General features: G+C 62.6%; 12 protein-coding genes. 7 read left to right on the top strand and 5 right to left on the bottom strand.

Annotated features, from left to right (window positions below; all coding sequences use genetic code 11):
* Positions 1-56 precede the first annotated feature (56 nt).
* Entirely contained in the window at positions 57-1,259 is a 1,203-nt protein-coding gene (locus tag EN852_RS25455) for a porin (RefSeq protein ID WP_127877688.1), read from the top strand.
* Positions 1,260-1,501: 242 nt separating this feature from the next.
* Positions 1,502-2,578: a site-specific integrase gene (locus tag EN852_RS25450; RefSeq protein WP_127877690.1), complete on the top strand. Its 1,077-nt coding sequence runs from the start codon at positions 1,502-1,504 to the stop codon at positions 2,576-2,578.
* Positions 2,579-2,655: 77 nt separating this feature from the next.
* On the opposite strand, the gene EN852_RS25445 is transcribed toward EN852_RS25450, so the two are convergent.
* Complete coding sequence (locus tag EN852_RS25445) at positions 2,656-3,555, bottom strand: alpha/beta hydrolase (RefSeq protein ID WP_127877692.1); 900 nt, start codon at positions 3,553-3,555, stop codon at positions 2,656-2,658.
* 294 nt (positions 3,556-3,849) lie between these two features.
* Entirely contained in the window at positions 3,850-5,883 is a 2,034-nt protein-coding gene (locus EN852_RS25440; RefSeq protein ID WP_127877694.1) for a lytic transglycosylase domain-containing protein, read from the bottom strand.
* 290 nt (positions 5,884-6,173) lie between these two features.
* On the opposite strand from EN852_RS25440, the gene dapA reads away from it, so the two are divergent.
* From dapA to EN852_RS25425, 3 genes are all read left to right on the top strand, one after another.
* Positions 6,174-7,055 carry a 4-hydroxy-tetrahydrodipicolinate synthase gene (gene dapA, locus EN852_RS25435; protein WP_127877957.1) on the top strand — a complete coding sequence of 294 codons (882 nt, stop codon included), beginning with the start codon at positions 6,174-6,176 and terminating at the stop codon, positions 7,053-7,055.
* Between the two features lie 25 nt (positions 7,056-7,080).
* Positions 7,081-7,560 (top strand): SsrA-binding protein SmpB, encoded by a 480-nt coding sequence (smpB, locus tag EN852_RS25430; RefSeq protein ID WP_127877696.1) that lies wholly within the window; start codon positions 7,081-7,083, stop codon positions 7,558-7,560.
* A gap of 116 nt (positions 7,561-7,676) precedes the next feature.
* Positions 7,677-8,366, top strand: a complete 690-nt coding sequence (locus tag EN852_RS25425) for a glycoside hydrolase family 25 protein (RefSeq protein WP_246694388.1) — start codon at positions 7,677-7,679, stop codon at positions 8,364-8,366.
* Between the two features lie 24 nt (positions 8,367-8,390).
* Here EN852_RS25425 and EN852_RS25420 read toward each other — a convergent pair whose 3' ends face one another.
* The gene (locus EN852_RS25420) at positions 8,391-9,044 is read right to left on the bottom strand and encodes a DMT family transporter (protein WP_246694387.1); all 654 of its coding nucleotides are present in this window, start codon (positions 9,042-9,044) and stop codon (positions 8,391-8,393) included.
* 418 nt (positions 9,045-9,462) lie between these two features.
* On the opposite strand from EN852_RS25420, the gene EN852_RS25415 reads away from it, so the two are divergent.
* Positions 9,463-9,936, top strand: coding sequence for an Lrp/AsnC ligand binding domain-containing protein (locus tag EN852_RS25415; RefSeq protein ID WP_127877959.1), 474 nt, complete (start codon positions 9,463-9,465; stop codon positions 9,934-9,936).
* Between the two features lie 26 nt (positions 9,937-9,962).
* Here EN852_RS25415 and EN852_RS25410 read toward each other — a convergent pair whose 3' ends face one another.
* Together EN852_RS25410 and EN852_RS25405 are read right to left on the bottom strand one after the other, a co-directional pair.
* Complete coding sequence (locus tag EN852_RS25410) at positions 9,963-10,619, bottom strand: uracil-DNA glycosylase (RefSeq protein ID WP_127877700.1); 657 nt, start codon at positions 10,617-10,619, stop codon at positions 9,963-9,965.
* A gap of 12 nt (positions 10,620-10,631) precedes the next feature.
* Positions 10,632-11,213 (bottom strand): NYN domain-containing protein, encoded by a 582-nt coding sequence (locus EN852_RS25405; RefSeq protein ID WP_040984251.1) that lies wholly within the window; start codon positions 11,211-11,213, stop codon positions 10,632-10,634.
* A 304-nt stretch (positions 11,214-11,517) separates the two neighbouring features.
* Between EN852_RS25405 and rpoZ the strand changes: the two genes are divergently transcribed.
* Positions 11,518-11,919, top strand: a complete 402-nt coding sequence (rpoZ, locus tag EN852_RS25400; protein WP_127877702.1) for a DNA-directed RNA polymerase subunit omega — start codon at positions 11,518-11,520, stop codon at positions 11,917-11,919.
* The last annotated feature ends 147 nt before the right edge of the window (positions 11,920-12,066 follow it).

The following is a 12,066-nucleotide window of genomic DNA, read 5'->3' as shown; positions in this document are numbered from 1 at the left end:
TCCTTCAGCAAAAAATACCCAGACCCGTTTTTTAACTTTTGACTGGAGGTCAGAAAATGAACATCAAGAGCCTTCTTCTCGGCTCAGCTGCGGCCCTGATCGCAGTTTCGGGCGCCCGCGCCGCCGATGCGGTGACCGTCGCCGAGCCGGAACCGGCTGAATACGTCAAGATCTGCGACGTCTACGGCTCGGGCTACTTCTACATCCCCGGCACCGAGACCTGCCTGCGCATCGGCGGCTATGTCCGTTACGACATCGGCGTCGGCGACGTCGGCTCATTCGACGGCGCGACGTCCCGCGATGTTGAGGACGGCGACAGCAACGACACCTTCTACAAGAATGCCCGCTTCACGCTGAAGTTGTGGACCGGCCAGGAAACCGAGCTCGGCACGTTGAAGACCTACGTCGAGACCCGCTGGAACTTCGGCAACCGCAACGCCGACCTTGGTGATCCGACCAACCGCGATTTCGGCGTCAACCCGGCCTTCAACAAGGGCACTTCGCTGAACTTCGCCTGGATCCAGCTCGGCGGCCTCCGCGTCGGTAAGGACGAATCGGCCTTCAACACGTTCATCGGCTACGCCGGCAACGTCATCCAGGATACGCTGGTTCCCTACGGTGATTTCGACACCAACGTTGTCCAGTACTACTTCGACGCAGGCAACGGCTTCTCGGCCGTGATCTCGCTCGAAGAAGGCTCGGGCGGCGGCACGGACGGCTCCTACGGCGTGGGCACGATCGACAGCTACGTTCCGCATGTCGTCGGCGGCGTGAAGTGGACTCAAGGGTGGGGCGCCATCACCGGCGTCGTTGCCTACGACAGCAACTATGAAGAAGTTGCCGGCAAGGTTCGTTTGGACGTGAACGTCAACGACGCGCTGTCGCTCTTCATCATGGGCGGCTACGGCACCGATGACAACTACAGTGACCCGACCTATACCTTCGCAGCCGGCGGTCGCGGCTTCTACAAGCAGTGGGACGAAAACTGGGCAGTGTGGGGCGGTGGCACCTATAAGTTCAACGAGAAGACCTCGTTCAACGCTCAGGTCTCGTATGACGAAGGTGAGAACCTCGGCATCGCCGCCAACATCGCCTACGATATCGTTCCCGGCTTCACGGTTACGGCCGAAGTCGACTACGTCAATGCAGGCAAAATCGACGAAGCCGATACCCGTGGCACGAACCACAACTGGACCGGTATCTCTGCTGGTAACGACGACGCCATCGGCGGCATGCTCCGCTTCCAGCGCTCCTTCTAAGGGCTGGACTGTTACAATTGGAATCCGGCCCGGGCGTCTCCACGCCCGGGCCGTTTTGTTTTCGCGATTGGTCGAAGCAAACGAAAGGATGGGGGTGAAACGGTAAGCTGATCGGGTCTGTGGAGCGACTTTGTGGGATCCGCCACTGGCGGAGGGGGTCGGCTGCAAGATTCGAAAACTCTTGAAAGGACATCTCCGAACGGTTAGGGCTGAAAGCTTAACCACAGGGGGTGTGGCTAAAAATGTCGAACGAAGCGATTCAAGAGGGGGAACCCTCTGGTCATTTTGCGGTATTTTCTTCCCAGAACTCGAAGTTTAGGTACACATACAACAAGATCCGGGAAGTAAAATCGTACAGGATCGGGGAACTCTTTGCAGCATACCGGGATATACTCTGGGATGATGGGCGGCATAAATACAATGTCAGCTCTTTCATCGGTGAAATAGACGAGATCCTTCTCGGAGAGCGTTTCAGCACCTTTGACCAGAACACCCTGGACAATCTTATCGGTACCTTGCGCCAGCGCGGGAACAGCAACGCAACCATCAATCGCAAGATGGCTGCACTCAGCAAGCTGCTGCGCAAGGCTCATAAGATGGGAGATATCCACAGCCTGCCCGAGTTCCGCCGCCAGAAGGAGCGGGCGGGACGGATTCGTTTCCTTGAAAGGGACGAAGAGGCGAGGCTGTTTGCCGCGATCAGGAGCCGCAGCGAGGATGCCTACAGGCTCTCCGTCTTCCTGGTCGATACCGGCTGCCGCCTGGGCGAGGCGCTCGGCCTGATCTGGAACGACATCCAGGAACACCGCGTCTCCTTCTGGATCACCAAATCCGGCCGCAGCCGCACCATTCCGATGACCGAACGGGTCAAGGAGGTGATAAAGCTGCCGCCAAACACCGAAGGTCGCCGGCCGAAGGGCCCGTTCACCAAGCTCAGCCAAGCGCAGTACCGCGCCATCTGGAACGAGGCGAAGGCCGAGGTCGGTCTCGGCGCCGACGAGCAGGTGGTGCCGCATATTTTGCGTCACACTTGTGCTTCCCGCCTCGTTCAGGGCGGTATCGACATCAGGCGCGTCCAGATGTGGCTTGGCCACCAGACGCTGTCGATGACCATGCGTTACGCGCACCTCGCCACCAACGATCTCGATGGCTGTGTCGTCGTTCTCGAGAAGCCACGCGGCGATGAAGCCTCGGCGCGGTCGGCGGAGAACTCCGTGTTCGCGTCGCCCCTCACCACGCCGACCTCGACCCCATCGCCTCGGAAGGCGAAAGGGTTGGAACAAGTCAAGGCGCCCCGCAAGCGCTCGAAAGGCGAATAGGCCGGTCGGATCGGCCCCGCTGGCGGATGAAATTCTATACTTCAGCACGAAGCCCGGGGCCGATATAGTCTCGGGCTTTACTTTTGTTTGACTTGGTTTTCCTCTCGACCGAGAAACGCGGCGATCTGCTCCGGCAAATCGCCGGTTTCGAGGAAGGGCGCGTGGCCCTGGCCTTCGGCGGTGATCGATTCCATGCCGGGATGACGCCTGCCCATCTCCTCAAATGTCGCCACGGACAGAAGTTTCGAGTTTGCTCCACGAATGGCAAGCAGCGGAATGGCGGCCAAAGCCTCGAACTGCGGCCACAGATCCGGCAGCGGCTTCGAAAAATCGACGTTGGCCAGCGTGTCGACCAGCGCCGGATCGAAATCCGGCACCCAGCCGGCCGCCGTCTCGCGGCAGATTGCCCGGACCATCCGCGCCCAGTCGACGTCGGTGAGCGCCGGAAAATCGGCGCCATGCACGCGCCGCTGGGTATCCACCGCCTCGGCGAGTGTCTTCGGCTTCGGCGCGCGGTCGAGATAGAAGCGGATATGGGCCAGCCCCTCCGCCTCGATCACAGGGCCAATGTCGTTGAGCACGACGGCCTTCAGCACGGTCGGCTTCAGCGCGCCGAGCACATGGATGATCAGGCCGCCGCGCGAGGTGCCGATGAAGGCGGCCTGTTCGATGCCGAGCGCGGACAGGCCGGCAAGCACGTCCCCGGCTTCGACCCCGACATTATAGTGGCTGATATCCGGATCGTAATCTGACAGCCCGCGCCCGCGATAGTCGAAGACTATCACCTTGCGTGGCCTCTTCGCCTTGCCTGACACGTAGAGCGCCAGTTCATGGAAGTCGCGGGCATTGCGGGTGAGACCGGGCAGGCAGACGACTGGCCAGGCGCCAGTGTTCGCGTTGCCGTAAATCCGTGCATGGAGTTTCAGGCCATCGGGTGCGGTATAAAAAAAGTCGGAGAAACCTTCGTCGCTCGTCATCGGAGTGCTGTGCTCGCTGGATCGAAGGGACAGCTACAGGCGAGAGTGAGGATCGTCAAATAGGAAGCAGCGCAGGAAGTATCTTACGCTGGCGGGACAGCGCCCCCCTCTGTCCTGCCGGACATCTCCCCCACAAGGGGGGAGATTGGCAGTTCGCACGGCTCACCTATTCTGCGGCGCTGGAGGCTGGCGAAAGCCGGCGCGACAGCTGATCTCCCCCCAAGTGGGGATATGTCCGGCAGGACAGAGGGGGGCGCGAAGGAACTCGACCTTAAACGCCTTGCGGACGCCGCCTCACCCCCGCCCGTTCACCAGATCGCCCACGATGTCGTATTTGCCCGAAATACGCATCTTGTAGACCTCATAATTCTCCATCACGCGCTGCACGTAACTTCTTGTTTCTGTGTAGGGAATCCGCTCGATCCAGTCGACGACCGCATCCACGTCCTTGCCGCGCGGGTCGCCGTATTTCGCCACCCACTGGGCGGCGCGGTTGGGGCCGGCATTGTAGCCGGCGAAGGTCAGCACATAGGAGCCGCCGAAGCGGTCGAGCTGTTCGCCGAGGAAAGCCGAGCCAAGCGTCGCATTGTAGCCGGCATCGCTCGTCAGCCGCGCCTGCGAGAAAATCATGCCGGCCTTCTTCGCCAACTGCTTGGCCGTGCCCGGCATCAACTGCAGCAGGCCGCGCGCGCCGGCGCTGGAAACGGCGCCGACATTGAATTCACTTTCCTGGCGGGCAATGGCGTAGGCGAGCGCCTTGCCGGACCCGGAAATATTGGCTGTATCGGGAATGACGCCGAGCGGATGCGACAGCGCGCCGACATCGATGCCGCGCTGCGCGGCGATCTTGCCGACCTTCAGCGCCATGAAATGATTGCCCTGCTTCTCGGCCAGCACCGCAAGCAGCGCCAGCTCGCCGGGGCTGGTCAATTGCCCGGCAAGGTCGCGGTAGAGCGTCTCGGCATAGCGGTCGTAGCCCGCCTCCTGCAGCCGCTTGATCGCGCTCACCGCCTCGCGCCCGTCAAAACTTTGGCGGTCGGCCGCGCTCGGCTTCGGATAGACGATGTTGAGCGTCCTCAGACCCACGCGCTCGCCGGCGAGCTGGCCATAGAAGGTCGTGCCATAGCTGGCCGCGCGCGTGAAATAGTCCTTGGCGCTGCCCGGGCCGCCGACTTCCGCCGCGCGGCCGAGCCAGTAATAGGCGCGCGACAGCGACACCGGTCCCTGGGCGAGCTCGGTGATGCGCGTGAAGTGGCTGGCCGCCGTCGCCGGATCGTTGAGGCCGCGCAGCGCGTACCACCCGGCATGAAATTCGGCCTCGGCAGCGTTGGCCGGGCTTTCGGCCGCATGCATGGAGACGATTCTGTAGGCGGTCTTCATGTCGCCCTGATCGACCAGCTCGCGCGAGAGCACACGCCGTTCCACCCACCAGGCATCGGGGTCGACCAGCGAATCGCGGTCGGTCGGCGCCTTCATCACGACGGCAGCGGCGTCAGTGAATTTCTGCTGCTTGCGCAGATATTCCGCCTCGGCGAAGAAATAGCCGGCCGAGCGTTGCGCCGCCGGCACCGCTTTCAACAGCTTGGCGGCGTTCTTGTCGCCCTTGTCGGCCGCCGCCCAGGCATCGGCCAGCTGCTGTGCGCCGGCGAGACCGGCAACGCGCAGCGCCGAGGCCGGCCGGTCGGCGTAAAACATGCGCTCCATGCGGTAGCGATGGTCGGCCGCCGGGATCAGCGTACCGAACTCCTTGATGATGGCGCTCTCGTCCTTGGCTTCCAGCTTTTCCGTGCGCCAGAAGGGCACCAGCACCGCACGCGCAGCCGCCTGGTTGCCAAGCGCCACCTGCGAGCGGGCAAGGATGATGACGCCCTCGGGCGTCAGCGGCTGGCTGCGGCCAAAAGCCTGAACCACCATTTGCGGCGGCGGATTTTCGCGATAGAGCGCACGTTCGCTGTTCTTGCGCAGCGCGATCGTGCCCGGCCATCCGGGAAGCATCTTGGCGGCATCGGCAATCTCGCCGCTCGGCACCTGGTCGCCGCCATAGAGCGCGATCGCCCAGGCCAGGATGTGCCGGTCGAGTGAAGTGGCGGGCAGCGTGTCGCGGGCATTGCGCGCGCCGACGATGTTGTTGGCGGCAAGCGCGTCGAGCCCGCTCTTCAATTGCGCGATGTCGGGGGCGACCGACGTCTGGCCAGGCGCCTGCGGCGCGTCGGGCATGGGAATAGAAGCCGTCGCGCGCGCATCGACGCTGCCGCCGATCGCCATGGTGGGCGTCAGCGCGACGATCGCGCCGAAAAGCGCGAAGAGATGAGGCCGCCTCGTCGGCATGGTTGCAATCCTAGCACATCGTCAGCAGGCGCGGGGACCGGGAGCCCCGAAGCAGAGCCTAAACTTAGGTCGTGAAAGGCTCGTAAACAAAAGGTTATCGAGGCCGTTCGAATTGCGCTTGCTGGCACCACGCCGATGCTTGCCGCTGAACCATGTCGAGACTATGGTGCGCGGCTTCGCTTTCGGTTAGAAGGCGCGCAAATAAAACGTCGATGCATGTCGCCCAGGGGTACCGGTTTTGGGACAACGACATGTATCAGATCAACGAAGTTCCAAGGAGTTTGGAAGACATGCTGAGAGGCTCGCTGACTGCGCTCGTCACACCGTTCGAAAAGAGCGGGCGTTTCGACGAGAAAGCCTTTCGCGCTTTCATCGAATGGCAGATCGCCGAGGGCACCAAGGGCCTCGTCCCGGTGGGCACCACAGGCGAGTCGCCGACGCTCTCGCATGATGAGCACCGCCATGTCGTGAAGGTCGCCATCGAGGTGGCCAAGGGCAGGGTGCCGGTCGTGGCAGGCGCAGGCTCCAACAATACCGAGGAAGCGGTCGGCTTGGTGAAGTACGCCGAACAGGCCGGAGCCGATGCCGCCCTTGTCGTCACGCCTTACTACAACAAGCCCACGCAGCGCGGCCTTTATGAGCATTTCGCGGCTGTCGCCCGGGCGACCAGCCTGCCGATCATCATCTACAACATCCCGCCGCGCTCGGTGATCGACATGACGCCCGAGACGATGGGCAGGCTGGCCCACGACTTCAAGAACATCGTCGGCGTCAAGGATGCCACCGGCAAGGTCGAACGTGTCTCCGAGCAGCGCATGACCTGCGGCAAGGACTTCATCCAGCTCTCGGGCGAGGATGCCTCGGCGCTTGGCTTCAACGCCCATGGCGGCGTCGGCTGCATCTCGGTGACGTCCAATGTCGCGCCGCGGCTCTGCGCCGAATTCCAGGAAGCGACACTCTCCGTCGACAGTGCCAAGGCGCTCGAGCTGCAGGACCGGCTCTTGCCGCTGCATAAGGCGATCTTCATCGAGCCCGGCCTGTGCGGCGCCAAATATGCGCTCTCGAAGCTTGGCAAGGTCGAAAACGTGGTGCGCTCGCCGCTGGTGACGATCGAGGCTTCGACGGCCGAAAAGATCGACCAGGCGATGAAGCACGCCGGCTTGATTAATTAGGGATGAGGCGCCACCTCTCCGCATTATGAATCAAGTCAAGAAAGCCGACCCCAACAACAGGACGGTCGCCGAAAACCGCAAGGCGCGCTTTTCCTACGAGGTGCTCGACACGATCGAGACCGGCTTGGTGCTGACCGGCACCGAGGTCAAGTCGCTGCGCCAGGGCCAGGCCAACATCCAGGAGAGTTACGCCTCCGCGGAGGGCGGCGAGATCTGGCTGATCAATTCCTATCTGCCGGAATATCTGCAGGCCAACCGCTTCAACCACGAGCCGCGCCGGCGCCGCAAATTGCTGGTCTCGAAACGCGAGATGGCCAAACTCTCGCAAAGCGTCGAGCGCGAGGGCATGACGCTGGTGCCGCTGAAAATCTATTTCAACGACCGCGGCCGCGCCAAGCTGCTCTTGGCCGTCGCCCGCGGCAAGAAACTGCACGACAAGCGCGAGACCGAAAAGCAGCGTGACTGGTCGCGCGAGAAGGGCCGGCTGCTGAAAGAGCGCGGCTAGGCTTTTCAAACGCGCCTGAAAAAAGCCACCGGGCACTCCTCTGTTCCGGCGCCAACGCACCTTCCGACAGGGGGCCATTTTTGGGGAAGCGGATCGTTTTCTGGAGCGTTGCCGGCGTGGTTGTCGCCTGTGCCGTCGCGGTCGGCGCCTATTTCTGGTTCCGTGGCTTTTCGCCGGACCGCGCGGAGTTCCCGATCCGCGGCATCGATGTCTCGCACCACCAGGGCAAGATCGACTGGCGGCGCGTCGCGGCCGACGATGTCGCCTTCGCCATCATCAAGGCGACCGAAGGCGGCACGCATGTCGACACCCTGTTCGCCACGAATCTACGCGAAGCCCGCGCGGCCGGCCTTGCTGTCGGCGCCTATCACTTCTTCACCTTCTGCCGGCCGGGCGCCGACCAGGCGAAGAATTTCATTGCCGTGGTGCCGCGCGGCGAGCCGCTTTTGCCGCCGGTGGTCGATATCGAATTCGGCGGCAACTGTCCGCAGCGGCCATCGCCTGAGCAGTTGAACACCGAGCTTGCCGCTTTCCTCGGTCCGGTCGAGACGGCGTTCGGCAAGCAGGCGATCTTCTACCTGACCGACGAGGCGGCCGACGCCTATTCCGCAACCATCATCGCGCGCCAGCGCTGGCTGCGTTCATTGGCGATCAGGCCGCGCGAGAGGGACTGGATCTACTGGCAGTATCACAATATGGGCCGCGTCGACGGCATCGAAGGCGATGTCGATCTCAACGTGCTGAAGGGCAGCCGCGAGACGCTGGCCGAGCTGTTCGCGCCGACGCCTCGAATTGCAGGCCCTTGAAGTGTTTGCCGCGCCGCTGAAGGCTCACGATCCTCCCGGCGCCGGTGCACCAAGACGTTTGCTGGCAATACGTCCTCCGATCGCCGACAAGCCCATTCCGGCGGCCATGATGGCTATGGCTGCGAACTGGATCATCATCGGCGTTTCGCCGAGTACGGCCATGCCGACAAGCACGGTGGCGATCGGTATGCCGGGCAGGAACAGCGATGCCGTCTGCGGCCCCTGTTGCCGGACAATGTAAGTGTAGAGGAACATGGCTGCCGCGCCGGCCAGAATCCCCTGGATCACGATCTGAGCGATGATTTCCCCGACGGCCGCGGCATGGATTTGGCTTGGTGCCAGGAGATAGAGAACCGGCAGCGGCAGGCAGGACAGCAGCACCACCGCGGCTGTCGCCGTGACGGGATCGGCATGCCAGCGCCGGACAAGAACGGCATAGGCCGAAAACATCAGCCCCGATCCGATGAAAAGCATATCGCCGAAGAGAACGCTGCCGGCTCCGTTGCGCGCCGGCGCGATGAACAGGAACAGGCCGGCGATGATCGCCAGGACACCGATGGTCCGTTGCTGCGAAGCGCCGTCATGGAAGACGATGCGCGACAGCAGGAACGAAAAGAAGACGATCGAGGCTGGACATAGCGCCGCGGCATGGGCGCAGGGGCATAGGTCAGGCCCCAATTGATGATCAGCGGATAAGGCAATCCGGCCAGCGCCGCCAAAGCCAGGGCCCGTCGCCATCCAAGCGCCCTCATGCTTGCGAAGCCGCCGCGCCAGACGATCGGCAGAAAGATCAACCCGGCGCCGCCAAAGCGCAAGGCGGCGAGATCCGTCGCCGTCAGATGGTCCCTGAGGCTGAAGCGCGCGGCGACGAATTGGATAGCGTAGATGCCGATCATGGTGAGGCCGGCGATGATCGCCAGTCTCGTATTTCCTGTGTCCGCTGCGTCCGCCACGACCTGCCACCCATGGGTCACCTCAGGTGAAGACCATCTCCACGGCTGCGGCCAAAGCGCAGGCTATTGTTCAGGTTCCTGCGTTGAAATACGCTCATTTTGGAAAATGGCAGCGGAACTCACATCAAGAAGGCAGTTTTAAAGTGAATCCGGAAGCAAGCGACCTCGACGCGATCGACCGCAATCTTCTGCGGTTGCTGCAGGAAGATGGACGCCGTACCACACTCGATCTGGCGGCGCGTGTCGGCCTGTCGCCGACCGGCACCAGCCTCCGCGTTAAGCGGCTGTTTCGGGAAAGCTACATCACCGCGGTCAGGGCCGTGCTCAATCCGGCAAAGATCGGGCGTGGCACGCTCGTCTTCATCGAGGTGCGTCTCGACCATACAGCGCCCCATATTTTCGAGCGGTTTGCCGAGGCGGTGACCAAGGCGCCAGAGGTGCTGGAATGCCATATGGTCGTCGGCGGCTTCGACTATCTGGTAAAGGCGCGCATCGCGGAGATGGCCGCCTATCAGGATTTCCTGACCCGGGTCATCCTGCCGCTGCCCGGCGTGAAGGAGACGCACACTTACGCCTCGATCGGCGACGTGAAGCCGGATGCGCTGCTGCCGGTATAACCGCCGGACCATCGGGGCGCTTGAATCTAGTTCTTCAGGAACGCCGCAATCTCCTTGAACACGCTGACGAACATTTCTTCCGTCAGCACGCCCGTATTGGTGTTGTAGCGCGAGCAGTGATAGCTGGAAAACAGCGCGATGCCGCCGGCCTCCTGCCTTCCGCCATGGCGGAACGGAATGGCCGCGACGCGCTCGCCCAGCGCCCGCACTGTCGACTGGTGCGCGATAGAACCCAGCGTCAGTATGGCGCGCAGATTGGGAAAGCGCGCGATGGTCGGTCTCAGAAAAGTCCGGCAGGTGGCGATCTCGGCGCCCACCGGCTTGTTCTCCGGCGGCACGCAGCGCACCGCATTGGTGATCGCCGTGCCGACAAGTTCCAGCCCGTCATCCGGCCGCGCCTTGAACTCGCCGCGTGCCAGGCCATGCGCGATCATCGTGCCGTAGAGCATGTCCCCGGCATAGTCGCCGGTGAAGGGGCGGCCGGTCCGGTTGGCGCCGCGCAGCCCAGGCGCCAGCCCGACGATCAGCAGGCGGACTGAATCTTCACCCTCGGGTGGCAGGAAAGTCGGCACCGGCGCGTTGAACCAGCTGGGCTCGCGCTCGCGCCAGGCAGCGATGAAATCATGCAGTCGCGGGCAAAGCGGGCAGTCGCGGCTGGGTTCGGGGGAGGGCGCGGCGCTCAAGGCCGGCGCCCGTCAATAATCGTCCTCGTCGACTTCGGCGGGTTCCGGCCGGCGCACCGGCCGTTCGGACGGGTCGCGGCCCACTTCGCTCTTCAGCGTCATCAGATCGATGAAGTGATCGGCCTGGCGACGCAGATCGTCGGAAATCATCGGCGGCTGCGAAGCCATGGTGGAGATGATCGACACCTTGCGGCCGCGCCGCTGCAGCGCCTCGACCAGCGTGCGGAAGTCGCCGTCGCCGGAGAAGATGACATAGTGGTCGACGACGTCGGCAAGCTCCAGTGCATCGACGGTCAGCTCGATGTCCATGTTGCCCTTGATCTTGCGGCGGCCGGTCGAGTCGGTGAATTCCTTGGCGGGCTTGGTCACCACCTTGAAGCCATTATAGTCGAGCCAGTCGATCAGCGGCCGGATCGAGGAATATTCCTGATCCTCGACCAGCGCGGTGTAATAATAGGCGCGCAACAGATAGCCGCGCTTCTGAAAGCTCGACAGAAGCTTGCGGTAGTCAATGTCGAAGCCCAGCGCGCGCGAGGTGGCGTAGAGATTGGCGCCGTCGATGAAAAGAGCGATCTTTTCACGGGGATCGAACATTGAAAAACATCCCTTTCAAAAAATTCTGTCGTCTTAAAAGCGTTCGACGAATAGGCCCGACAAATGGACCTCGGTACCGTCACATCCGAGATAACGCGCAATTTGTGGATATCCAAGGGCAGGCCTCGCATTGCAAGCAATTGTGATCGCGACTATCTAAGCTGACCATGGCGCGCTCAGATGATGAGCCGGGCGAGAGGGCGGCCAAGTTGGCGCTGGCCCCAAAAAGCTTGTATTTCGGCCGCGCCCGCGTTATGGAGCGCGCCAGCTTTCCATCAAATCCATCGCATGAAAGGGGCAGTCCATGGCCCGCGTAACCGTTGAAGATTGCATCGACAAGGTCGACAACCGTTTTGAACTCGTGCTGCTCGCCGGCCACCGCGCCCGCCAGATCAGCCAGGGCGCGCAGATCACCGTTCCGCGCGACAATGACAAGAACCCGGTCATCGCGCTGCGCGAGATCGCCGACGAGACGCTGTCGCCCGACGACCTCAAGGAAGACCTGATCCACTCGCTGCAGAAGCATGTCGAGGTCGATGAGCCGGAAGCCGAGGGCGAGGCGATCACCGACCAGACCGGCGCGACCGTTGTCGCAGCCGACGCCGACGATGCCGAGGAGAACATCGCTTTCGACCGCATGAGCGAGGAAGATCTGCTGGCCGGCATCGAAGGCCTGGTACCCCCGGAAAAGAGCGACGATTACTAAGAGCTTTTGATAATTCTCCTCAGCCACTGGCGCGGTTTTCTGCGCTTCCGGTGCTCACGGACCTGAATGTCCGCTCCGCTCCGGTTCTCGAAAACCACACCATGCGACTCGGCTGAGCGAATTCTGAAAAGCTCTTCCCGGAACTCG

The sequence above is a fragment of the Mesorhizobium sp. M2E.F.Ca.ET.209.01.1.1 genome, assembly GCF_004010375.2.
In the GTDB taxonomy this organism is placed as follows: Bacteria; Pseudomonadota; Alphaproteobacteria; order Rhizobiales; family Rhizobiaceae; genus Mesorhizobium.
This window is presented reverse-complemented; position numbering and strand designations above follow the sequence as displayed.